Origin of the sequence: Bosea sp. 685, assembly GCF_031884435.1 — a bacterium.
Taxonomy (GTDB): Bacteria; Pseudomonadota; Alphaproteobacteria; order Rhizobiales; family Beijerinckiaceae; genus Allobosea.
In genome coordinates, this window is the sequence record NZ_CP134779.1 from 4384966 (window position 1) to 4406838 (window position 21873).

21 protein-coding genes are annotated in these 21873 nt (G+C 66.3%); 11 read left to right on the forward strand and 10 right to left on the reverse strand.

Annotation, left to right across the window (positions count from 1 at the left end):
- Window positions 1–92 precede the first annotated feature (92 nt).
- Both RMR04_RS21625 and RMR04_RS21630 read left to right on the forward strand, forming a co-directional pair.
- Window positions 93–791 (forward strand): ABC transporter ATP-binding protein, encoded by a 699-nt coding sequence (locus tag RMR04_RS21625; protein WP_311910443.1) that lies wholly within the window; start codon window positions 93–95, stop codon window positions 789–791.
- A gap of 18 nt (window positions 792–809) precedes the next feature.
- Window positions 810–1268: a cupin domain-containing protein gene (locus RMR04_RS21630; RefSeq protein WP_311910444.1), complete on the forward strand. Its 459-nt coding sequence runs from the start codon at window positions 810–812 to the stop codon at window positions 1266–1268.
- Window positions 1269–1434: 166 nt separating this feature from the next.
- Here the strand turns inward: RMR04_RS21630 and RMR04_RS21635 are convergent, their stop codons facing one another.
- The gene (locus tag RMR04_RS21635; protein ID WP_311910445.1) at window positions 1435–1797 is read right to left on the reverse strand and encodes a tudor domain-containing protein; all 363 of its coding nucleotides are present in this window, start codon (window positions 1795–1797) and stop codon (window positions 1435–1437) included.
- A 364-nt stretch (window positions 1798–2161) separates the two neighbouring features.
- Between RMR04_RS21635 and RMR04_RS21640 the strand changes: the two genes are divergently transcribed.
- Together RMR04_RS21640 and RMR04_RS21645 are read left to right on the forward strand one after the other, a co-directional pair.
- Window positions 2162–2527 carry a PilZ domain-containing protein gene (locus RMR04_RS21640; protein WP_311910446.1) on the forward strand — a complete coding sequence of 122 codons (366 nt, stop codon included), beginning with the start codon at window positions 2162–2164 and terminating at the stop codon, window positions 2525–2527.
- Between the two features lie 295 nt (window positions 2528–2822).
- Complete coding sequence (locus RMR04_RS21645; protein ID WP_311910447.1) at window positions 2823–3140, forward strand: PilZ domain-containing protein; 318 nt, start codon at window positions 2823–2825, stop codon at window positions 3138–3140.
- Here RMR04_RS21645 and RMR04_RS21650 read toward each other — a convergent pair whose 3' ends face one another.
- Window positions 3141–4385, reverse strand: a complete 1245-nt coding sequence (locus RMR04_RS21650; RefSeq protein WP_311910448.1) for a flavin-dependent oxidoreductase — start codon at window positions 4383–4385, stop codon at window positions 3141–3143.
- A 259-nt stretch (window positions 4386–4644) separates the two neighbouring features.
- Here RMR04_RS21650 and RMR04_RS21655 point away from each other — a divergent pair, with 259 nt between their 5' ends.
- Window positions 4645–4947, forward strand: coding sequence for an HU family DNA-binding protein (locus tag RMR04_RS21655; protein ID WP_311915903.1), 303 nt, complete (start codon window positions 4645–4647; stop codon window positions 4945–4947).
- Between the two features lie 159 nt (window positions 4948–5106).
- Window positions 5107–6282: a vWA domain-containing protein gene (locus RMR04_RS21660; protein WP_311910449.1), complete on the forward strand. Its 1176-nt coding sequence runs from the start codon at window positions 5107–5109 to the stop codon at window positions 6280–6282.
- 12 nt (window positions 6283–6294) lie between these two features.
- Here the strand turns inward: RMR04_RS21660 and RMR04_RS21665 are convergent, their stop codons facing one another.
- Entirely contained in the window at window positions 6295–6708 is a 414-nt protein-coding gene (locus RMR04_RS21665) for a nuclear transport factor 2 family protein (protein WP_311910450.1), read from the reverse strand.
- Between the two features lie 120 nt (window positions 6709–6828).
- Between RMR04_RS21665 and RMR04_RS21670 the strand changes: the two genes are divergently transcribed.
- The gene (locus RMR04_RS21670; RefSeq protein ID WP_311910452.1) at window positions 6829–7431 is read left to right on the forward strand and encodes a hypothetical protein; all 603 of its coding nucleotides are present in this window, start codon (window positions 6829–6831) and stop codon (window positions 7429–7431) included.
- 5 nt (window positions 7432–7436) lie between these two features.
- Here RMR04_RS21670 and RMR04_RS21675 read toward each other — a convergent pair whose 3' ends face one another.
- Window positions 7437–7859: a universal stress protein gene (locus tag RMR04_RS21675; protein WP_311910453.1), complete on the reverse strand. Its 423-nt coding sequence runs from the start codon at window positions 7857–7859 to the stop codon at window positions 7437–7439.
- 193 nt (window positions 7860–8052) lie between these two features.
- Between RMR04_RS21675 and RMR04_RS21680 the strand changes: the two genes are divergently transcribed.
- Window positions 8053–9291, forward strand: a complete 1239-nt coding sequence (locus RMR04_RS21680; RefSeq protein WP_311910454.1) for an MFS transporter — start codon at window positions 8053–8055, stop codon at window positions 9289–9291.
- A 9-nt stretch (window positions 9292–9300) separates the two neighbouring features.
- On the opposite strand, the gene RMR04_RS21685 is transcribed toward RMR04_RS21680, so the two are convergent.
- Complete coding sequence (locus RMR04_RS21685; protein WP_311910455.1) at window positions 9301–9621, reverse strand: 2Fe-2S iron-sulfur cluster-binding protein; 321 nt, start codon at window positions 9619–9621, stop codon at window positions 9301–9303.
- A gap of 216 nt (window positions 9622–9837) precedes the next feature.
- Entirely contained in the window at window positions 9838–10176 is a 339-nt protein-coding gene (locus RMR04_RS21690) for an Hpt domain-containing protein (RefSeq protein WP_103719860.1), read from the reverse strand.
- A 267-nt stretch (window positions 10177–10443) separates the two neighbouring features.
- Here RMR04_RS21690 and RMR04_RS21695 point away from each other — a divergent pair, with 267 nt between their 5' ends.
- From RMR04_RS21695 to RMR04_RS21705, 3 genes are all read left to right on the forward strand, one after another.
- Complete coding sequence (locus tag RMR04_RS21695) at window positions 10444–16113, forward strand: apolipoprotein A-IV repeat region-like domain-containing protein (RefSeq protein WP_311910456.1); 5670 nt, start codon at window positions 10444–10446, stop codon at window positions 16111–16113.
- 110 nt (window positions 16114–16223) lie between these two features.
- On the forward strand, window positions 16224–17315 hold the full coding sequence (locus tag RMR04_RS21700) for a serine hydrolase domain-containing protein (protein WP_311910457.1): 1092 nt from the start codon (window positions 16224–16226) through the stop codon (window positions 17313–17315).
- A gap of 75 nt (window positions 17316–17390) precedes the next feature.
- Window positions 17391–17948, forward strand: a complete 558-nt coding sequence (locus RMR04_RS21705; protein ID WP_311910458.1) for a sugar O-acetyltransferase — start codon at window positions 17391–17393, stop codon at window positions 17946–17948.
- Between the two features lie 151 nt (window positions 17949–18099).
- Here RMR04_RS21705 and RMR04_RS21710 read toward each other — a convergent pair whose 3' ends face one another.
- The 4 genes from RMR04_RS21710 to RMR04_RS21725 all read right to left on the reverse strand — a co-directional run bounded on the left by RMR04_RS21710 (window position 18100) and on the right by RMR04_RS21725 (window position 21871).
- Complete coding sequence (locus RMR04_RS21710) at window positions 18100–18690, reverse strand: ABC-type transport auxiliary lipoprotein family protein (protein ID WP_311910459.1); 591 nt, start codon at window positions 18688–18690, stop codon at window positions 18100–18102.
- Between the two features lie 4 nt (window positions 18691–18694).
- Complete coding sequence (locus RMR04_RS21715) at window positions 18695–19837, reverse strand: MlaD family protein (protein ID WP_311910461.1); 1143 nt, start codon at window positions 19835–19837, stop codon at window positions 18695–18697.
- Window positions 19838–19848: 11 nt separating this feature from the next.
- A complete protein-coding gene (locus RMR04_RS21720) occupies window positions 19849–20664 on the reverse strand; it encodes an ABC transporter ATP-binding protein (RefSeq protein WP_311915904.1) in 816 nt (271 codons plus the stop codon).
- Between the two features lie 61 nt (window positions 20665–20725).
- Window positions 20726–21871 carry an MlaE family lipid ABC transporter permease subunit gene (locus RMR04_RS21725; RefSeq protein WP_311910462.1) on the reverse strand — a complete coding sequence of 382 codons (1146 nt, stop codon included), beginning with the start codon at window positions 21869–21871 and terminating at the stop codon, window positions 20726–20728.
- Window positions 21872–21873 lie beyond the last annotated feature (2 nt).

The following is a 21873-nucleotide window of genomic DNA, read 5'->3' on the forward strand; positions in this document are numbered from 1 at the left end:
GGTCATGACGCCATCGGATCGTCGAACCCAGTCGTGGGTTCCGGGTTCGGCCCTGCGGGCCGCCCCGGAATGACAGAAGGGGCCGCCCTGCCATGCTGACCGTCGAGAACCTCGATGCCGGCTATGGCGAGGCGCAGATCCTGTTCGGGATCGACCTCAGCATCGGCGAAGGCGAGGTGGTGACGCTGCTCGGCCGCAACGGCATGGGCAAGACCACGACGATCCGCGCGATCATGGGCCTGATCCCGCCAAAGGCTGGGCGGATCAGCGTTGCGGGCCGCGACCTCACCGGCGCCGCCCCGTTCAGGATCGCGCAGGCCGGCATCGGGCTGGTGCCGGAGGGCCGGCAGATCTTCCCGACGCTCTCGGTCGAGGAGAACCTGATCGCCACCGCCGCCAGCCGCTTCGGCAAGCCGCGCTGGGACATCGGCCGGATCTATGATTTCTTCCCGCGCCTGAGGGAGCGCCGCGCCAATCGCGGCAACCAGCTTTCGGGCGGCGAGCAGCAGATGCTGGCGATCGGCCGGGCGCTGATGACCAATCCCAAGCTGATCATCTTGGACGAGGCGACGGAGGGCCTGGCCCCGATCATCCGGCAGGAGATCTGGTCCTGCCTGACGGCGCTGAAGGCCGAGGGCGAATCCATCCTGGTGATCGACAAGAATGTCGACGCGCTGGCGAAATTCGCCGACCGGCATGTCGTGCTGGAAAAAGGCCGCATCGTCTGGCGCGGCTCGAGCGACGAGCTGCGCAGCGACAGCGCGGTCAAGGACCGCTTCCTGCATTTTTAGAAGGCAAAGGAGAAGCCGATGAAACCGCTGACCGCCGGCGTGACCAAGGCCAATGAGGGCATCGATGCCATCTCGTGGAACATCCTGGGCCAGACCTATGTGCCCAAGACGCTGAGCGAGGATTCGTTCTCCTGGCATGCCACCTTCCCGCCCGGCACCTTCGTGCCGCCCCATATCCACCCGACCCAGGACGAGTTCATCTATCTGCTCGAAGGCCGGCTCGACCTCGTGCTCGACGGGCAGGAGAGCTTCGCCACCGCCGGCGACCTGATCCGGCTGCCGCGCAACGTCCCGCACGGGCTGTTCAACAAGAGCCAGGCGACGGTGAAATGCCTGTTCTGGGTCGCGCCGACCGGGCGGCTCTACGACCTGTTCTGGGCGATCCATTCGATGCCGCAGCAGAACCCGGCCGAGGTCGTGGCCTTGGCGGCGAAATACGAGATCGACTTCCTGCCGCCGCCGCCCGAAGGCGCGTGAAGCCCGCGAGGCCGAGGCCAGGGGGCTTTCCACCGACGTCAAGCCGTCTTTGCGAGCGTGAGCCGAAGCAATCCAGGGGGAGTGCGTGAGGCCCCTGGATTGCTTCGCCGACTGCGCCGCCTGGCAATGACGATTCAAGCCGTGTGAAAAACGCTCTAGAAAATCGTCAGCTTGAGCGGCAAAGCCCCGTCTTGGTGCGCTCCTTGTCGCCATCATCATAATCGATCGCGAGCGCGCTCCCACCCAGCGAGGTGATCTTGCCCGGGAACCACTTGCCGCCGCCCTTGAAATTGCACTCGACGCGACTGCCAATCGTCCAGTTGTAAGGGCGCACGCTGGCGAGCGGGAGCGTTTCGCGGTCACCGTCGTCATACTGAATCGTGAGACGGTCGCCTGAAACGCTTTGGAGCACGCCGGGAAACCAGTAGTTGCCGTTCTTGAAGCGTGCGAGCACCCAATCTCCGGGGCTCTGCGCCTGCGCTGTAGCGGCGCCGCCAAGAAGCGCACCAATCACCAGCCAAATCTTCATTGTCCATCTCCAACTCGAACTGCCGCAACAGGTGACGTAACACGGCCTGAAAAGCCTTTCGACAATAATGAATTGTCGTCACGGGGGTTACCTTACCGCGAAGTCCGGCAAGGATCGGAACCAACTCTGCGTCATCCTCGATACCGCCAATCTGACAAAACATGACTTCGCCCCGCCGGGAGCTACGTCATGATGACCGGGCATCGCCAGAACCCGAGATCGAAGCTCCACCGCTATCCGGAGACGCCGAAAGGCGCTCCGTTAAGGTTAAGCAAAGCTTAAGGCTGTGCCCCGCTACGGCTTCCGCCATAATCGCGCTCAGGTTGCAATACGCAACGACGACGCCATTGGATCAAAGCCTGCGATGACGACCACGGAACGCCGGAAGAACCCGCGCCTGCGTACTCTGCTGGGCGGCACGGTCTGCTTCAACCAGCGGCGCTCGACGCTGGATTGCCTCGTCCGCAACCTCTCAGACGAGGGCGCGCTGCTCCTGCTCTCCGACGCCGTGGCGCTGCCCGGCGCCTTCGATCTCGACATCGCCCAGCGCCAGCGCTCCTACAACGCCCGGGTGCGCTGGCGTGATGGCGGGCGCATCGGCGTCGCCTTCGAGGCGCAGCCGGAAAGCCAAAGCGTGGTGCCGCTCGACATGGCGCGCCGACTGAAGAACTGCGAGCAGGACAATGCCCGCCTCAAGAGCCGCATCCGCCAGCTCACCGAAGCCGGCTGAACCGGATCAGGCGCGTTTGAGCAGCTGTTCAAGCATTGCGCGAAAAGTGGGTATCGGCTTTTCCGTCGAGGCCATGCTCTGAACTTTTAGAAGCGATCATGTTTTTCGTATTCGGACAGAGCCGTCCGAATGCAACGTGAGCAAACAGGCTCGCGCATCGGCAACGCTCCGGAGCGGCCATTTCCGCGGTTAATCTTAAGCCGCAGAATGACATGCGTCGCGTCTTACGCCGCGTCATTATGGTGGCAACCGATAGCCGGCGAAGTCTGGCTTCGTCCGGGAAGGGAACCGCGCCATGAGGATTGAACGTCGTCAAACGCCGCGCAGCCGGGTCCATGGGGGCGCGAGCGTCGTCTTCAACGGCCGTCAGTCGGTGCTCGACTGCACCCTGCGCAACTGGTCGGACACCGGCGCGCTGGTCCGCATGAGCGACTGGATCGCGCTGCCGAAAACATTCGAGATCGACATCGCCAACCGGGACGAGAGCGTCCGCGTCCGGCAATGCTGGCGTCGCGGAGACGATGTCGGCGTCGCCTTCCTGACGCCGGGGGAATGCCAGCCGGTTGCGCCGATTTCGCTCGACGCCATGCGAAAGCGCCGTCAGCTCGGCTGATCAGGCGCGCTTCAGCAGCTGTTCGGCGGAAAACCCCGCCTTCCCGGCATAGGATTTCACGATCGCCTCGCGCTTGGCGTAGCTCAGCACGCGCTCGACATCGTCGAAGCCATTGGGCGCCAGCGCCTCGACGGCATCGATGACGCGCTCGGGGCCGCCAGCGCGGTTCATCGCCACAATCTCGGCGGTTGCGGGCAGGCGGACCGCCTCATAAGCCGCGAGCGCATGGCGCGGATGCTCGGCGCGAACCAGCAGGTCGGCGAGGCAGCGCGCATCGAGGATCGCCTGCGAAGCCCCGTTCGAGCCAACCGGATACATCGGATGGGCGGCGTCGCCGAGCAGCGTGACGCGGCCATGGGTCCAGCGCGGCAGCGGATCGCGATCGCACATCGGATAATCCCAGAAGCCGGGCGAGGCCTGGATCAGCGCCATGATATCGACGCCGGGCACGCTGAAGCGCCGGGCGAAGGGCAGCACGTCTTCGAGCCGGCCGGGCTTCGACCAGGCCTCCTTCGGCGGCGGCTTGGCCGGGTCGCCGGTTCGGATGTTGACGACCCAGTTGGTCAGGCGCGTCTGCGGCGTCGCGCCTGATGCAATCGGGTAGAGCACCAGCTTCCCCGCCATGCCGCCGGCAATGATCATGCTCTCGCCATCGAGAAAGAGCGGCCAGTCGCAGGCGCCGCGCCACATCTGCACGCCGTTCCAGCGCGGCGGCCCTTGATCGGGGCAATAATGACCGCGCACGGCCGAGTGGATGCCGTCGGCGGCGATCAGGAGATCGGCGCGGGCGGTCTCGCCGCCCTCGCCGCGCCGGGAATCGGCGAAATGGGCGGTGACGCCGCCCTCATCCTGCGAAAAACCCTGCAGGCGGCGGCCGGTGCGCAGCGCGTCCGCACCCAGCCGCGCCACCACCGCATCGCGGATCACGCCCTGCAGGCGGCCGCGATGGATCGAGAATTGCGGCACCGGTGCGCCGGCATGCAGGCCGCGCAATTCGCGCCAAACGGTCTGGCCGAAGCGGTTCATATAGACGAGTTCGCGCGTGCGGATGGCCACCGCGTCAAGCGCCGGCAGCAGTCCGAGCTCGGCGAGCTCGCGGATGGCGTGCGGCAATGTGTTGATGCCGACACCGACCTCGCGGATCTCCCCGGACTGCTCGTAGACGGTCGGCGTGAAGCCCCGCGCATGCAGCATGAGCGCCAGCGTCAAACCGCCGATCCCGCCCCCGACGATGATGACCTTCATGCCTGCCCGCCCCTGCCCTTCTAATTATTTTAAGCTTGAAATAACCGGCCCTGATTTGTCAATCGCGCCGCAGCGGCGCCGGAATCGTACGACATTAGCCGCACGGGGAACGGAACGAAGCGGATTTCTGTGCGTATCTACCGCCACAGCTGTCGTCTTTCGATTTTAGCTGTGCCAACTGGCGCCTTCGCGCGCCGCAGATTGCGGGAGCAACGATCCGTGGGAGCAACCCCGTACGAACGCTCGGCCTTGCGCGACGCTGTACAACCCCCTTCTCAAGGAGGAATTCATGACCAAGAATGAACTGATCGCCGCCATTGCCGAAGAGACCGGCAAGACCAAGACCGACGTCTCGGCCATCCTGGCCTCACTGGGCGCGGTCGTCGCCAAGACCCTGAAGTCCGGTGACGACGTCACGCTGGGCGGCGTCGGCAAGCTCTCGGCCGCCAAGCGCGAGGCCCGCGAGGCCCGCAACCCCTCGACCGGCGCGATGATCAAGGTTCCGGCCAAGACGGTCGTCAAGTTCAAGGTGACCAAGGATCTCGCTGACGCCGTCGCGTAATCTATCGTTTCCCTCCCCGCCATCCCGGACCAGCGGCGCCGCCGCCCGGACCCGAGATGGCGGCGGAGGGAACGATGCCCGTCGCCAGGCTATGGCGATCACACCAGGATGTGCGCAAGCGCGGCTTGACCGCAGGCTCCGGCCCCGCACATTAGCCTGATGTTCCTCCGCCTGTTCACAGAGCTGCGCGCCAACAAGGTTCCCGTCACGCTGCGGGAATATCTGGCGCTGCTGGAAGGCGTCGAGGCCGACCTCGCCGAGCACCGCGTCGAGGAGTTCTACTATCTCGCCCGCTGTTGCCTGGTGAAGGACGAGCGCCATCTCGACCGCTTCGACCAGGTCTTCGCCCAGGTCTTCAAGGGCATGGAGACGCTTCAGCAGGCCATCGAGCAGGCCGGCATCCCCGAGGAGTGGCTGCGCAAGCTCGCCGAGAAATACCTCACCGATGAAGAGAAGGCGCAGCTCGAGGCGCTCGGCTGGGAGAAGCTCTGGGAGACGCTGAAGCTGCGGCACGCGGAGCAGAAGGGCCGCCATCAGGGCGGCTCGAAATGGATCGGCACCGCCGGCACCTCGCCCTATGGCGCTTATGGCTACAATCCCGAAGGCGTCCGTATCGGCCAGGACAAGAACCGCAATTTCCGCGCGGTGAAGGTCTGGGACAAGCGCGAATTCAAGGATTTCGACGACACCCGCGAGCTTGGCGTGCGCAACCTGCGCATCGCGCTGCGCCGCCTGCGCAAATTCGCCCGCACCGGCGCAGCCGAAGAGCTCGACCTCGATTCGACGATCTCAGAGACCGCGCGGCACGGCTATCTCGACGTGAAATTGCGGCCCGAGCGGCGCAACGCCGTGAAGGTATTGCTCTTCCTCGATGTCGGCGGCTCGATGGACTGGCATGTCGAGCTGGCCGAGGAGCTGTTCTCGGCGGCCCGCGCCGAATTCAAGCATTTCGAGCATTTCTACTTCCACAACTGCCCCTATGAGCGGGTCTGGCGCGAGAATCGCCGCCGGCACGACCAGGTCATCCCGACCTGGGACATCCTGCGGACCTATCCGGCCGATTACCGCGTCGTCTTCGTCGGCGACGCCTCGATGAGCCCCTATGAGATCGCGATGCCGGGCGGCTCGGTCGAGCATTGGAACGAGGAGGCGGGCCAGGTCTGGCTGGAGCGATTGACGGGACGTTTCCAAAAATCTGTCTGGCTCAACCCGGTGCAGCAGCATCTCTGGAGCTACACCCAGTCGATCCGCCAGATCGGCGGGCTGATGGCCGGCCGCATGTTCCCGCTGACGCTGGACGGGCTGGACGGGGCGATGAAGGTGCTGGCGCGCTAGCCTCCCCCATCATCATGGAAAAGCACGTGTCGGCGTTCCCTGATGAAAAACCATCTGCCAGCTATCGTCGATCAACTTCCAGATCGAGCTTCGAAGCGAATGCACCTCGATTTCATCGACTGTGCTTCGGCGCATCGACCGATATGTCAGTAACGCTACGCCCTCGGCGAGCAAGCAAACGCGGAAATCGCGGGCCGTTCGCTCAACCGAAGCGTCTTGATCCGTTTCGCCGGCGAGCGCCTCCATCGTTTGGTACTTGTCGTAGATTCGGCCTGAACGACCGAACTCCACGAAGTCGTCGGCAAGCAAGGCCATGACATCCGCCCGCGAAGCGCGAGCCTGAGACATCAACAATCGCTCTTCAAGCTCTCGTAACGACACAAGAAGCGATTCCGTCTCAGCGTTGAGTGGACCGCCATCAACCATGCAGCCTCCAATCGTGACCGTCCCGAGCCGCCACCAGCGGTTCCTCGCGCCCCTTCGGCAGAGGGTCTCCTGATATGGTGGTCGAGACAAGCGCTGGCTAAGCCGCTAAGGCTCGCGGCCATGCAGCCTCACCATGACGACGACACCCCTCCCCCGGTCTGGCGCCAGCGCCCGAAGCCGATCGGTTTCGAGATCGCCTACAGGCTCGACGGCGACGCGCTGGAGATCGACACCACCCGCAAGGTCGATCGCGTCAGGCTGGCGGCAATCGAGCAGGTCCGCTTCTTCTACGCGCCCGGCAATATCAGCTCGAAGGGCTACAAGACGCAGCTGCGCCTCAGCGACGGCAAGAACATCACCTTCGGCAACCTGTCCTGGCGCTCGCTGACCGATGTCGAGCGCGACGACGCCGGCTACCACGCCTTCGTCACGGCGCTCGCAGGCGAGGTCCAGCGCGCCAACCCCAAGGCCCGTTTCGTCGCCGGCAAGCCCTTCGCGCTCTGGCTGGCGCTTGCCTTCGTCGGCGGGCTGTCCCTGCTGATGCTGGCCTATTTCACCGCGCGCGCCTTCCAGCAGGGCGCGTATGCGGCCGGCTGGCTCGGCGTGCTGCTGGCGGCGGCCTCGTACTGGCAGGTCGGGCCGATGATCAGGCTGAACCGGCCGCGCGACCTGACAAGCGGCGAGGTGCCCGACGAGCTGGTGCCCGGAGGACGGGCGGGCTGAACCGCCTACCGCACGACCAGGACAGAGCATTTCGCCCGCCGGACGATGGTCGAGGCGTTGGAGCCGATGACATAGGCCAAGATGCCGGGCTCATGCGAGCCGATGACGATCAGGTCGGCGCCGCTGGCGTCGGCCTCGGCCAGAACCTCGCCATGGACGGAGCCGACCAGCACCTTGGCCGAGACCAACTCGGGCGGCAGCGGCACGGCGGCGGCAATGGTGGCGAGCTTCGCCTCGGCGTCGCTCTGCTGCTCCGAATCGAAATCGGCCGGCACGAACTCCATATAGGTGATCGGTACGAGCGAGCGGACATAGACCAGCCTGATCGTGCCGCCGGACGTTTCGGCGAAGGCAACAGCCGCGGCGATCGCGGGATCGGCCAGATCGGCCTCGGCGAGATCGACAGGAACCAGAATCGATTTGTACATCGCATTCTCCTGGTTGTTGGCGTCGTGACGTCCTGCTTTCGCGACCGCATCATACCACGATCCGCTGCGAACCACGCATGTGCATGGGCGCCATGACGGAACGGAATTGACGCTCCCGCGCCCGGCCTTAAGAGTACCGCGGCACGCTAGAGGCTGTTCCTCTACTAGGCTGTTCCTCTTGCCAGGCCGTCCGATGATCGACGCCCCTTCCGCCCCGCGCGGCTTCAGGACGCTCCTGCAATCCCCGACCGTCTTCCTGATGGTGTTGGCCTTCGTGAACTGGCTCGGTTTTGCCAGCTGGAACGCCCTGATCAATAATTTCTCCAAGGAAGCCGCCGGCTTCACCGGCCAGGATATCGGCATCCTGCAGTCGGTGCGCGAGATTCCGGGCTTCCTCGCCTTCACCGCCATCATCCTGTTCTGGATCATGCGCGAGCAGATGCTGGCCTATCTCAGCCTGGTGACGCTCGGCATCGGCATCGCCATCACAGGCTTCTATCCGACGCTGGGCGGGCTGCTGCTGACCACGACCGTGATGTCGCTCGGCTTCCACTATTACGAGACCTCGCAGCAATCGCTGCAGCTCCAGCTCCTGCCGAAAGCAGAAGCGCCGCGGCTGCTCGGCAAGGTCGCCGGCGCGTCCGCGATGGCACAGCTCCTCGCCTTCGGGTCGATCGCCGTGGTCTGGCGGGTTTTCCAGCCGGGCTATGTCGTCGTCTTCATGGTCGCGGGCCTCGCCACGGCGACGTTGGCGTTGGTGGTCTGGCTGCTGTTTCCGCGCTTTCAGGGCACGATTCCGCAGAACAAGGGCTTCGTGCTGCGCAAGCGCTACTGGCTCTACTATGCGCTGACCTTCATGTCGGGCGCGCGCCGGCAGATCTTCATGGCGTTCGGTGGCTTCCTGTTGGTCGAGCGCTTCGGCTACGACGTCTCGGCCACGGCGACGCTGCTGCTGGCGACCTATGGCATCAACACCTTCATGGGGCCGATGCTCGGCAAGCTCGTCGGGCGGGTTGGCGAGCGCGCCACGATCCAGATGGAGAACGTCTCGCTGGTCGCGGTCTTCGTCGGCTATGCGCTGGCGAGCCGCGGGCATTTCGCCGAACTGGGTTATATCGTCGCCGGCTCGCTCTTCGTCATCGACGGCATCTTCACCACGCTGATGCTGGCCCAGCGCACCTATTTCCAGAAGATCGCCGATCCCGCCGACATCGCGCCGACTTCGGCGGTCGCCTTCACCATCAACCACATCGCAGCGGTCTTCCTGCCGGTGACCTTCGGGCTGATCTGGATCTACGACCCGGCAATCGTCTTCATCATCGGCGCAGGCGTCGCGACCGTGTCGCTCTCGCTCGCCTTCCTCGTGCCGCGCCATCCAGCGCCTGGCAACGAAACCACGATGACGCAGGCCGTTCCCGTCGCCGCGGAATGAGCGAAAGAGTCAGCCCTGCCGGGCCGGCGTCCGCACGATCAAGCCGTCGAGATCGTCCTTGACCCTGATCTGGCAGGACAGCCGCGAGGTCGGGCGCACGTCGAAGGCGAAATCGAGCATGTCCTCCTCCATCGACTCCGGATGGCCGGTCTTGGTGGCCCAGGCGTCATCGACATAGACATGGCAGGTGGCGCAGGCGCAGGCGCCGCCGCATTCGGCCTCGATGCCGGGAATGCCGTTGCGCACGGCGACTTCCATCACGGTGGAACCGGTCTCGCCCTCGACGGTCCGGCTTTCCCCTTGAGCGTCGATGAAGGTGATCTTGGGCATCATGAACTCCAGCGGGCGAATGACGCGCTCCGCTTAGAGCATTTCCAATAGTCGAGGAAAGGACTTTTCCAACAGGAGCGGAAAGGGGCCGGAGCGTTTTCGAGCGAAGTGGGCACCGGTTCGCGTGAAGAAAACGCGTTAGAGTAAAAACCAGAGCGGTTGAACGACCCAATCGGATCGGAAACGGCTCTGGCGTTACTCAGGAGTTGATGCCGCTCAGGCCGCGCAGTCGAGCCGTGAGATCGCGGCGCGCGCCTCGGCGGCGGCCAGGGCCAGGGCGTCCATCGCGGTTTCCGTCCGGCGCGAATCCGGTTCGGCCAGATGCTGCTCGATCGCGTCGGCCGCATCGGCGACCTGCCAGGCTCCGATGGCGCGGGCCGCGCCCTTCAGGGTATGGGCTGCGTCCATCCGGGTCTGGGCGTCGGCGCCGGCATGGATGGTGCGCAGATGGCGGACGCATTGCTGCGCGAAGAGGGCGAGAAGCTCGCGCTCCAACGCATGGTCGCCGCCGGTCTGGCGGGCGAGATGAGCGAGGTCGATGGCGGTCTGGGGCATTTCAGGCTCGAGGCGATGACGTTCGGAGAGCCGCGGATGCGGCGGTTCTAGCTGCAAACAAGCGCCATCATGGTGAACGAGGCGTTAACGACGTTTGTGAATCAGCCACTCAAATGGGTTCCCATCACCAGGTGCGTCCACTACCCTTCACAACTGGTAAATGATGGGCGCAGTGTCCTTCCGTAGCGAGAGAGCCAGAGGCGGCTCGCGATCGCGGCGAAGGCACGAGCGGGCGCCCATCGGCAGTGGCGTAGCGAGGCGGCAAGCATGACCCGGCAAAAAAAGCTCCAAGACCCGACCGAAGCCGCGATGTCGGCGATCGAAGAGGCGCTGCGGCTGGACCAGCCGAAGGACGACGCCGAGACCGGCACGGCAGCCGAGCCCAAGCTGCCCATGACCGCCGACACCGATTTGAAGATCGAGCTTCCCCGCGTCGAAACGGCTGCGCCCGTCCAGCCGCAGCAGGCTGCGCCCCCGCCGCAATCGACGCAGCGCCCGCTGATCGCGCCCGATACGAGCCGCGTCGCCAATGACGACCGGCGCGATTCGAGCTCGCTGGTCCAGGCCTTCTCCGCCCGCCCCTCCTTGCGTCCCTACTGGTTTGCTGCGCTCGCCTCGCTCGGCTGGCTCGGCGGCGCCTTCTTCCTGCTGGTCAGCCGCTACGGCACCCTCTCCAACGGCCTCTCCGAGCGTCTCACCGCCTTCGGTATCGGCGAGTGGACGCTGCTGGCGCTCTTTGCCGGCGCGCCCGTGATCTTCTTTTTCGTCCTGGCAGCGCTCTACCGGCGCACCCAGGAGATGCGCCTCGTCTCGCGCGCCATGACCGAAGTCGCCCTGCGGCTCGCCGAACCCGAGATCGTCGGCGCCGATTCCATCCTCTCGCTCAGCCAGACCATCCGCCGCGAAGTCGCCGCGATGGGTGACGGCATCGAGCGCGCGGTGGCGCGCGCCGGCGAGCTGGAGACGATCGTGCGCGGCGAGATCGCCACGCTGGAGCGCGCCTATGCCGATAACGAGATCCGGCTGCGCTCGCTGATCGACGAACTCGTGACGCAGCGCGAAGCGGTCGTCGGCAATGCCGAGCGTGTGAAATTCGCCATCAGCGGCGCCCATGAGAGCCTGTCCAAGGACCTCGACAACGCCAGCCGCGTCATCGCCGAGGCCGTCACCCAGGCCGGCGACAGAGTCACCGGCTCGCTCGGCGAAAAGGGCGACCAGATCACGCTGGCGCTGGGACGCGCCGGCGAACGCATGGTCGACGAGATCAGCGGCCGCGGCAACGACCTTGTCGAGCGCCTGCAGATCACCTCCGGCGAAGTCAGCGAGCGGCTGGCGGGAGCCAGCGACAACCTGTCGACGCTGCTCGACGGCCGCGCCCAGGAGATCGCGACCTCGCTGGAACGCACCGGCGCCATCCTCACCGAGGGCCTGACCACGGGCGCCAAGGACGTGACCCGCGCCATCAGCGAGACCGGCACGCAGGTCGCCGATTCGCTGGCCCAGCGCGCCGAGACCGTCAACGAGACGCTGCGCCTCACCGGCGAAGGCCTCGCCAAAGAAATCTCGACCCGCGGCGCCGATGTCGCCGAGCGCTTCGAAACCTCCAGCCGCGGCATGATCGCGCTGATCGAGGGGCATAGCGAGGCGCTCGGCGCCAAGCTCGCGGAAACCGGCGAAACCCTGCGCGCCTCGCTCTCCGAGGAAGGCGAAAGCGTCACGACGCGTCTTGCCGAGGTCGGACGCGGCGTCCACGGCCTGCTCAGCCGCCAGAACGAACATATCGCCTCGCGCCTGCTCGAGATCGGCGAGAGCGTGAACAGCCTGATCGGTACCCAGGGCGAGACCCTGGTGACACGCCTGAACGAGACGGCGCGGACGGTCGACGACGTGCTGCGCGAGCGCAGCGACGCCATCATCCTGCGCGTCGACGAGGCCGGAAAGTCGATCGGCGATACCGTCAGCCGCCACGGCCAGGATCTGACCTCGCGCATCACCGAGGTCGGCGCCTCGGTCCACGGGCTCTTCACCGAACAGGGCGGCAGCCTGGTGACGCGCCTGGCGGAAACCGGCGAGACCGTCCACGCGCTGCTCGACGACCAGGCGGACAAGCTGGTCTCGCGCGTTTCGGGCGCCGGCAATGAGGCCGTCAAGCTGCTCGATGGCCATAGCGAAACCCTGGTCTCGCGCGTCACCGGTGCGGGCCAGGAGGTGCGGGGGCTGCTCGCGGCTCAAAGCGAAGCCCTGGTCTCGCTTGTGTCGGGCGCGGGCAAGGATGTCGTCGCGCTGATGAACGAGCAGAGCGACGCCCTCGTCACGCGCGTCTCCAACGCTGGCGGCGAGACCGTCAGGCTGCTCGACAGCCGCAGCGAGGCGCTGGTGTCGCGCGTGTCCGGGGCGGGACAGGATGTCGACAGCCTGCTCGAGGCGCGCACCCAATCCCTCGTCTCGCGGCTCGGACAGGCCACGCAGGAGATCGACGTCCTCGTCGGCAAGCATGGCGATGCGCTGGTCGAGCGTCTCGGCCAGGCGGGCGAGCAGCTTCACGGCCTGATCGGCACGCAGAGCGCCGCCCTGATCTCGGGCCTGTCGGAGACCGGCTCGCGCGTCAGCGCGCTGCTCGACGAGCAGGCCGGCGCGATGACCGTCAAGGTTTCGCAGGCCGGGCTCGAAATCAAGGATCTGCTCGGCAATGAGAGCCAGGCCCTGGTGATGCGCATCACCGATGTCGGGCGCTCCGTGCATGGCGTGCTGACTGAGCGCAGCAGCGCCCTGATCACCAGGCTCGGCGAGACCGGCGATTCCGTGAACCGCCAGCTCGACGAGCAGGCGACGGCGTTGACTGAACGGGTCAAGCTGGCGACCGACGGCGCCCGCGCCGCGCTCGACGAGCAGCAGAGCGGCTTCCTCACCCGGCTGGGCGAGACCGGCGACCAGGTCGGCGCGCTCCTGGGCGAGCAGCGCGAGGCGATGGTCCGCGATCTCGTCTCGACCGGCCGCGAGGTCCACGGCCTGCTCGGCGAGCAGAGCGAGGATCTGGCCCGGCGCATGACGGACGCCACCCGCGCCCTGACCGAGACCATCAATGTCGATGGTCGCCATGTCGCCGAGCGCGTCACCGAGGCCACGCAAGGCCTGCGCGACACCTTCACCATCCATGCCGAGGACGCCCGGACCCTGCTCGCCGGCACCGGCCGCGAGATCGTGCTGGCGCTCACGCAGCAGGGCGGCCGCGTCAACGAGGCGCTCGCCGCCAACGCCGAATCGATGCTGCGTTCGGTCGAGAGCCGCTCGCAGGCGCTCAACGAGGCGCTCGCCGGCAAGCATGACGCGCTGATCCAGCTCTTCGACGCGCAGGGCCGCGAGATCACGGACGGTCTCGGCGCACGGCTCGCAGCCTTCGAGGACATCGTGCTCAACCAGGGCGGCGCGCTTGCCTCGAGGCTTGCCGACAATGCCCGCGGCTTCACCGACACCGTGACGACGCGCCTCGCCCAGGTCGAGCGCCTGCTCACCCATGAAGGCCAGGCGCTCGCCGACAAGGTCGGGGCACGTTCCAACGAGGCCTCCGAGCTCCTGGCGGCGCGGACGACCGAGGCCGCCCAGGCGATGGAACTCCAGATCCGGGTCTTCGAGGAACGCTCCAGCGCCAAGAGCGCCGAGATCGGGCAGTCGCTCGACGGGCTGATCGCGCGGATCGACGGCAATCTCGGCTCGCGGGCGACCGCGCTCAACGAGGCCCTGGTCGAGCGCACCGTCGATATCGCACGCGTGCTCGCCGAAGGCGGCCGCGAGGTCACCCGCGCGCTTGCGGCCAAAGCCGACGAGATCGGCGAGGTCGTGACCTCCAAGAGCGAGTCGCTGACACGCACGCTCAGCGACAAGGCCGACGCGATCAATGCGACGCTGGGCGGCCGCGCCCTGCAGATCGCCGATACGCTCGACCAAAGCGTCGCGCGCTTCGAGGAGCGGGTCGTCAACCGGCTCGACACGGTCTCGGGCACGCTCGACGTCCGCAGCCGCGAATTCGCCGACACGCTGCAGAGCAAGTCGGACGCGATCACGGTCGCGCTCGGCACCCGCGCCGACGAATTGCGCGTCATGTTCGACGAGACCGGCGGCGGCATGCTCGGCGCGCTGAGCCAGCGCGGCGAGGCCATCGCCGGCGAAGTCGCCAGTGTCGGCCAGACCGTGGTGCGCGCCATCGAGAGCCGCGGCACCTCGATCATCGAGGGGCTGCGCGATCGCGGCGCCGAGATCACGAGCGCGCTCGACGCCTCGTCCAATGGCCTGCGCGAGACGCTGGAATCGGGCACGCGCCTGTCAGTCGACACGCTCGTCAGCACCAACGAGCAACTGCGCGACGAACTCGGCGGCATGCTGGGACGCCTCGGCGAGGCCAACAAGCTGATGCAGCAGATCGTGACCGGGGCGAACAAGAACCTCGGCGCCGTCGAGGGCAGCCTCTCGGCTCGCGTCGGCGAATTGCAGAGCGTCGTCGCCACCGTGATGGAGGAAACCGGGCGCGCTTCCGAGCAGGTCGCGGCCCAGGTCTCGGAGCTGAAGACCTTCTCCGAGGGCACGCTTCGGCAAACCACTGCGCTCGTCGGCCAGCTCGACGACAAGGGCGCTTCGCTGACCGAGGCGACGCAGGCGAGCGCAGCCGCGCTTCATGCCGTCGCGACGCGGCTGGAGCAGGTCGAGGCCCGCGTCGGCAAGGCCCTCTCCGACCGCAAGGACACGCTGGAGGAGCTGCACGGGCTGATTGCCACCCGCACCGACGACGTGGAATCGATCACGCGCTCCTTTGCCGCCCTGATCGACGATTCGCTGAGCTCGGCTGAAGCGCGTGCGCGCCAGATCGGCGGCGTGCTGAGCGACTCGGCCGAAGCCACGACCACGGCGCTGACGCAGCAATTCGAGCTGATCCGCGCCACGACCGGCAAGGAGCGCGAACGGACCGCCCATGCGCTGCGCTCGGCCTATGAGCAGGTCACCAACGAGGTCGGCGGCGAGCTCGCCAAGGTGACCGAACGCTTCCAGGGCGCGGCCCAGGACATGCGCTCCGTCACAGCCGACATCAAGCGCGAACTGGAAGCGACGCGCGCCGAGCTCTCGCGCGGCGTGCTGGACCTGCCGCGCGAGACGCAGGAATCGACCGCCGCCATGCGCCGCGTCGTCTCCGAGCAGATCAAGGCGCTGAACGAGCTGACCGAGATCGTCACCAAATCGGGCCGCCGCAACGACGTCACCCTCCCCACCGAGGCTCCAGCCCGTCGCACCGCCCCCGTGCAGACGGTGACGGCGCCGGCCTATACGACCGTGACGCAGGCGCGCCTGCCCACAATCAGCGAGCCGCCGCAATTGCGGCCCTCCTTCGACGCGGCGCCCCAGCAGCCCGCCCGAACCGAAGTGCGGGTCGAGGCTCCCAAGCCGACACCGGCGCCCCGGCCCGCCCCGGCCGAGGAGGCGCCGCGACGCAGCCCCGCGCCGCAGCCAGAGGTGCAGCCGCCAGCGAAGGCGGGCTGGCTCTCCGACCTGCTCAACCGCGCTTCGCGCGAGGAGCAGCCCAGCGAGGCCAGCAAGCCGACCGCGCATTCGATCGAGAAGCTCGATTCGCTCTCCGTCGACATCGCCCGGATGATCGACCATGAAGCGGCCGTCGAGTTGTGGGACCGCTACAAGCGCGGCGAGCGCAACGTCTTCACGCGCCGGCTCTACACGCTGCAGGGCCAGCAGACCTTCGACGAGATCCGGCGCAAATACCGCCGCGACACGGAGTTCAAGGAAACGGTCGACCGCTATATCGACGAGTTCGAGCGCCTGCTCGGCGAGGCGGCCAAGGACGACCGCGACTCGATGGTGGCCAAGACCTACCTGACCTCCGAGACCGGCAAGGTCTACACGATGCTGGCCCATGCCAGCGGGCGCTTCGAGTAAGCGCAAGCGGACGGACGAAAACCAAAGGCCGCCCCAGGGGGCGGCCTTTTTCGTCTGAGCGCGGCGTCGCGTTCGCGGCCTATTGGACGAACTTGCTGGAGAACGGTCTCGTGTCAGTCAATCGCCGCAGCCTTCTGGCACTGCCCCTCGCCTGTCTGACACTACGAGGCTCTCCGCTTCGCGCCGCGCCGTTGCCCCATGTCGATGACTGGCCCGGGGGCGAGTGGGATCGGACACCGCCCGAGCAGGCGGGGTGGGACACAGACATCCTGGCCCAGGCCCGGGCCTACTCACAGTCCATCGGCACGGCGAGCTTCATCGTCGTGCAGCATGGCCGCATCGTCGATAGCTGGGGCGATATCGGCCGCCGGCTGCAATTGTACTCGGTGCGCAAGAGCCTTCTGAGCGCCCTGATCGGCATTGCCGTGGCGGAGGGCAAGATCGAGCTCGACGCCACGCTGGGCTCGCTTGGCATCGATGATGTTCCGCCCGCCCTCACCGAGGCCGAGAAACAGGCGACGGTTCGACAGTTGCTGCAGTCCCGGTCGGGCGTCTACCGGCCCGCCCTCGTCGAGATGCCGAGCCAGGTCGCGCGCCGCCCCGTTCGAGGAAGCCATCCTCCAGGCACGTTCTGGTACTATAACAACTGGGACTTCAATGTTCTTGGGACGATCTACGAACGCGCTGTCGGCGCGTCGATCTTCGAGATGTTCCAGCAGCGCATCGGCAATCCCGTCGGCATGCAGGATTACCGGCCGCGCGACGGTCACTACGTCAGAGGCGAGGTTTCGCTGCATCCCGCCTACCCGTTCCATATGAGCGCGCGGGATCTGGCGCGGTTCGGCCTGCTCTATCTGCGTTCCGGGCGCTGGCGCGACAAAGCCCTGGTCTCGCCATCATGGGTCACGGAGAGCACGACCGCCTCGTCGGAAACTTATCTTCAGTCCGGCTACGGCTATATGTGGTGGACCGGTTTCCCAAACCGGCGCGTCGCGATCATGAATCTGTCTCCCGGTGGCTTCTGGGCCGATGGGAACTATGGACAGTTCATCATCATCGACCCCGTGAACGACCTCGTCGTCGTCCACCAGACCGATACGGCCAAGGTCAATGAGCGGCAGATGGGCCATTTGATGTGGTTGCTTCTGACCGCAGCGCACGCCGGTGATCCGGGGCGCGATCCCAACGCGACGCGCAGGTGACGCCCTGACGCGCGGGGATCAGCGCATCCGGCGCGCTTCGAACGCTCGCTCAACCGCCCCGGAGGAAAATGACGAATGGCGAATGACGATCGTACCAGGACCATTCCCAGGAGAACGGCGGAATCAGCGGCCATGTCCGCGGAAGTCAAACGAGCGATGGCCATCACCGCGGCTCTCAATCGTTTGACATTCAACGATGCAGACCAGATCCGAGCGCTGTTCAGCGAGCTCATCGGCAAGACCGTGGACGACAGCTTTGTCTTGGTGCCGCCGTTCTATGCGACCGGTGGAACTGGCACCCGCGTCGGGCGCAACGTTTTCATCAATCAGAATTGCACCTTCTATGACCTTGGCGGACTCGACATCGCCGACGATGTCATGATCGGGCCGGGCGTCAGCATCATCACGTCCGGGCACCCGATCGAGCCCTCCCGGCGGCGTTCCTTCGTCGTCGCAAAGCCCATCGCCATCGGGAGAAATGTCTGGATCGCCGCCGGCGCAACGATTATCGGCGGCGTAACCGTGGGGGAGAATTCGGTTGTGGCGGCAGGCTCGGTCGTTACCAAGGATGTCCCGCCAAACACCCTTGTCGCAGGCAATCCGGCACGGGTCATTCGCTCGATTGCCGAGTGAGGAATATCGGCAATGAGCGGAAAGCGGCCCCGCGGGCCTTCAGCGCCGGCAAGCCCGATCAGGTTGTCGCTTGCAGGTCGTCGCTTGGCGCTCAAACACGTCGCGTTCGTGCGAAAGCGCAATCATCACGGCTGGCGGCCGGCCGAGCCCTTCACCGCGCCCAGCGCACGATCTCGATCAGCACCTGCGACAGCGCCCTGTCGAGCGCCTGCGCGGCTGCGCCGCCATCGCCCGCAGTGGCCGGCACGCGGGCCGTGAACAGGCGCGCGCGCTGGACCTTGCCGGAGCGGTCCCCCACGAGCTTGGCGGTGATCTCGACGACCGCCGCTCCGCTCGCGGTGTCGATGTTGAAGCTGCGGATATCGGTGTTGAGCTGCGTGTCGGGCACGATGCGCTCGCCTGGCCGCGCGACGGAGGCGAGCCGGCCGCCATTCTCGAAGGTCTGGACCAGACGCGTCTGCACCAGCTTCGGCACGCGATCGGCCCATTGCGCGCCGCCGGCGAAGGACAGCGCGCCGGAGGAGTCCTTGACGATCACCCGGTCGGAATCGAGGGTCTGGACCGTCGTCGGCTCGGCGACGACAAGCGCGGCGCGCGAGCCGCCGACCCGGCCGACATCGCGGGGCGCCGAGAGATCATAGGTCGTCGGCGCGGACCCACCGCCGCAGCCGGCCAGCATCAGCAAGGCGGCGAGCAGCGTCGTCGGAAGAGCTAGGCGCGCAAGCGGGTTCGACATCATCATGAGGCTAGCGTGACCCACCATATTGAGGAAGCGACGGCTTGCTGCCGAAGATGAATTGCTGCGGATTGCGCTCGATATTGCGCAGCGTCCGGTTGATATCGGTCAGCGTGCGCTTGCCGTCACTGGCGAGGGACTCGATGTCGCGCAGGCCCGGACCGGTGAAGCGGCTTATGCCGGCGGTGATCTCGGCGGTGCGCTTGTCGAGATTATCGGCCAGGACACGGATCGACCGAGCCGCTTCGCCGACATCGGTGAAGGCGCTCTTGCCGTCGGGCCCGGCGGCCGTGTTCAGGAAGGACTGCGCACTCTTGAGCACGCCCTCGACCTGATCTGCCGCCTTGTTCAGCTTTTCGGTGATCGAGGCGACGTCCTTGACCGCCTTGCCGACATCGCCGCTGGAACCGCCGAGCGCCGCGGTGAACTTGTCGACATTGTCGACGATGCTGGTGACCTTCTTCTGGTCGACCGAGCGCACGATCTGGGTGAGTTCCTCGCTCAGCGTGCCGAGCTTCAGGGCCAGCGGCGAGATCGTCTCGGCGATCTGGCCAAAGCTCTTCATCAGCTTGTCGACGCCATCGGAATTGTCGCCGAGCGCGGCCGAGAAACGCTCGACATTCCGGACGGTGTTGCTGATCGAGCCGGCATTGTCCTTGACCAGCCCCTCGACGCTGCCGAGCACCTCGTCGGCGCGCTTGGCGATGGTGCGGACGGTCTCGAGGATGTCCTGGAACTCCGAGCGCTCGGCGATGATGGTCGGCAATTGCTGGCCGGGCTGCGCCTGCAGGATGGGGGAGTTCGGCTCGCCGCCGAGCAACTGAACCGCGACGACGCCGGCAAGGCCCTGCGCCTCGATGCGTGCGCGGGTGTCGACGCGCAGCGGCGTCGTGTTGTCGACCTGGATCACCGCATAGATGCGGCGCGGATCATCCGGCAGCAATTCGATTCGCGTCACCTCGCCGACCCGCAGGCCGTTGAAGAGCACGCTGGAGCCGCGCCCGAGTCCGGTCACCGTGCCGCTGAAAATGACGCGCACATCCTGCCGCCGGCCGGCGCCGCCGCTGTTGAACCAGTAGATGAAGCCGAACGCCGCGGCGAGAACCGCCAGCGTGAACAGCCCGACCAGCGCGTAATTTGCCCGCGATTCCATTGTCTAGCGCTTCATCCCCGCATACCCGCCGGCAGACGCGCCCTCGCCCGCTCACCACCAAAATAGGCCTTCACCCAAGGGTGATCCGACGCAAGCATGGTCGCAAGCGTGCCGACCGCGACGACCCGTTTGTCCGCGAGCGCCGCGATTCGGTCGCAAGCGGAATAGAGGCTGTCGAGATCGTGGGTTACCATGAAGACGGTCAGCCCCAAAGTCTGCTTCAGCGTCACGATCAGCTCGTCGAACTCGGCGGCGCCAATCGGATCGAGCCCCGATGTCGGCTCGTCCAAAAAGACGATCTCCGGATCGAGTGCCAGCGCCCGCGCCAGCGCGGCGCGCTTGATCATGCCGCCGGAGAGCTCGGAGGGCGCCTTGTCGGCGGCGTCGGGCTTCAGGCCGACGAGATCGAGCTTCACCATCGCCAGCTCGTCGAGCAGGGCCGGCGACAGCTTGAGATATTCGCGCATCGGCACCTGGATGTTCTGCTTGACGCTCAAGGCCGAGAACAGGGCGCCATGCTGGAACATCACGCCGAAGCGGCGCTCCAGCGCGCGGCGCTGCACCAGGTCGAGCTTATCGACATCGTCCCCCAGCACCTCGATCGTGCCGCGGGACTTGCGCACCAGGCCCAGTATGGTGCGCGTCAGGACCGATTTGCCCTGGCCCGACCCGCCGACGAAACCCAGGATCTCGCCGCGCATCACGTCGAGGTCGAGACCGTCCATGATCACCTTGTCGCCGAAGGCGACCTTGAGATCACGCACGCGGATGGCCTCCGGGGCGTCGACCTCCGTCCCGCCGTCAGGCGTCGCGTCCCTCGCGCGCATCCGCTCGCCTGGCTCGGCCGATTGCTCGCTCATGGGCGATTTCATGGCCGGGTTACGATCCTCAAAACGCGATTGATGCAAAAAACATGGCGAAGAGACCGTCGACGACGATGACCATGAAGATCGCCTTCACCACCGAGGCCGTGACCTGCCGGCCGAGCGACTCGGCCGAGCCCTGGACCGCCAGGCCCTCGATCGAGGCGATCAGGCCGATGACGAAAGCCATGAAAGGGGCCTTGATGAGGCCGACCGCGAAATGCTTCCAGGTGATGACCGATTGCAACCGGGCCAGGAAGGTATCGATGCCGATGCCGCCATAGAGCCATGTGACGAGCGCCGCGCCGGTCAAACCCGACATCGACGAGAGAAAGGTCAGGATCGGCAGCGAGATGATCAGCGCCAGGATGCGCGGCACGACGAGGACTTCGATCGGATCGAGCCCCATCACGCGTAGCGCATCGATCTCCTCGCGCATCTTCATCGAGCCGATCTCGGCGGTGAAAGCCGAGCCCGAACGGCCGGCGATCATGATCGAGGTCAGCAGCACAGAGAGTTCGCGCAGGATCAGGATGCCGGTCAGGTTCACCACGAAGACGGTCGCGCCGAATTGCTGGAGCTGGAAAATGCCCTGCTGAGCGACGATGCAACCGACCAGGAACGAGATCAGCATGATGATCGGCGCGCCGTTGAAGGCGATCAGCTCGATCTGGTTGACCAGCGAGGGGCCCCGGAACTTGCGCGGGCCGAGCACGACGCCGATCGAGCCGACCACGACCTCGCCGAGGAACATCGCACCGCCGACCATGTCGCGTCCGAAGCTGACGACCGCCGCGCCGATGTCGACCAGCACGCTGACGACGCCGAAATGGCCGGGATGCGCCGGCACCGCGTGATCCCTGACCGTCACCTCGGCGAGCAGGATCCCATGTTCGGGCCGGTCGCTGACGATGTCGACGGCCGCGCCCTTGGCCTCCTGCTGCAGTTTCAGCCGGTTGAGGACATAGGCGCCCATCGTGTCGAGCCGCGTCACGGCCGAGAGATCGAGCCGGGACGACGCGCCCTTAGTGATGCGTCCGCCGATCTCCGCGATCAGCGCTTCGACCCGCGGCGCGCGGTCAGCGCTCCACGAGCCCGCCAGCGCGACGGCAAGCGTGCCGGCATCGTCGCGGAAGACGGCTTGCGGTTCGGCGGTGTCGAGGCTCGCCATGT

Coding starts and splice junctions, on each gene's coding strand:
- RMR04_RS21720 (WP_311915904.1), bottom strand. CDS start 20,664: ATGCGCGCGAGGGACGCGACGCCTGACGGCGGGACGGAGGTCGACGCC.
- RMR04_RS21690 (WP_103719860.1), bottom strand. CDS start 10,176: ATGCCCCAGACCGCCATCGACCTCGCTCATCTCGCCCGCCAGACCGGC.
- RMR04_RS21710 (WP_311910459.1), bottom strand. CDS start 18,690: ATGATGATGTCGAACCCGCTTGCGCGCCTAGCTCTTCCGACGACGCTG.
- RMR04_RS21640 (WP_311910446.1), top strand. CDS start 2,162: ATGACGACCACGGAACGCCGGAAGAACCCGCGCCTGCGTACTCTGCTG.
- RMR04_RS21630 (WP_311910444.1), top strand. CDS start 810: ATGAAACCGCTGACCGCCGGCGTGACCAAGGCCAATGAGGGCATCGAT.
- RMR04_RS21650 (WP_311910448.1), bottom strand. CDS start 4,385: ATGAAGGTCATCATCGTCGGGGGCGGGATCGGCGGTTTGACGCTGGCG.
- RMR04_RS21695 (WP_311910456.1), top strand. CDS start 10,444: ATGACCCGGCAAAAAAAGCTCCAAGACCCGACCGAAGCCGCGATGTCG.
- RMR04_RS21625 (WP_311910443.1), top strand. CDS start 93: ATGCTGACCGTCGAGAACCTCGATGCCGGCTATGGCGAGGCGCAGATC.
- RMR04_RS21715 (WP_311910461.1), bottom strand. CDS start 19,837: ATGGAATCGCGGGCAAATTACGCGCTGGTCGGGCTGTTCACGCTGGCG.
- RMR04_RS21685 (WP_311910455.1), bottom strand. CDS start 9,621: ATGCCCAAGATCACCTTCATCGACGCTCAAGGGGAAAGCCGGACCGTC.
- RMR04_RS21645 (WP_311910447.1), top strand. CDS start 2,823: ATGAGGATTGAACGTCGTCAAACGCCGCGCAGCCGGGTCCATGGGGGC.
- RMR04_RS21675 (WP_311910453.1), bottom strand. CDS start 7,859: ATGTACAAATCGATTCTGGTTCCTGTCGATCTCGCCGAGGCCGATCTG.
- RMR04_RS21680 (WP_311910454.1), top strand. CDS start 8,053: ATGATCGACGCCCCTTCCGCCCCGCGCGGCTTCAGGACGCTCCTGCAA.
- RMR04_RS21665 (WP_311910450.1), bottom strand. CDS start 6,708: ATGGTTGATGGCGGTCCACTCAACGCTGAGACGGAATCGCTTCTTGTG.
- RMR04_RS21635 (WP_311910445.1), bottom strand. CDS start 1,797: ATGAAGATTTGGCTGGTGATTGGTGCGCTTCTTGGCGGCGCCGCTACA.
- RMR04_RS21705 (WP_311910458.1), top strand. CDS start 17,391: ATGGCGAATGACGATCGTACCAGGACCATTCCCAGGAGAACGGCGGAA.
- RMR04_RS21725 (WP_311910462.1), bottom strand. CDS start 21,871: ATGGCGAGCCTCGACACCGCCGAACCGCAAGCCGTCTTCCGCGACGAT.
- RMR04_RS21670 (WP_311910452.1), top strand. CDS start 6,829: ATGCAGCCTCACCATGACGACGACACCCCTCCCCCGGTCTGGCGCCAG.
- RMR04_RS21660 (WP_311910449.1), top strand. CDS start 5,107: ATGTTCCTCCGCCTGTTCACAGAGCTGCGCGCCAACAAGGTTCCCGTC.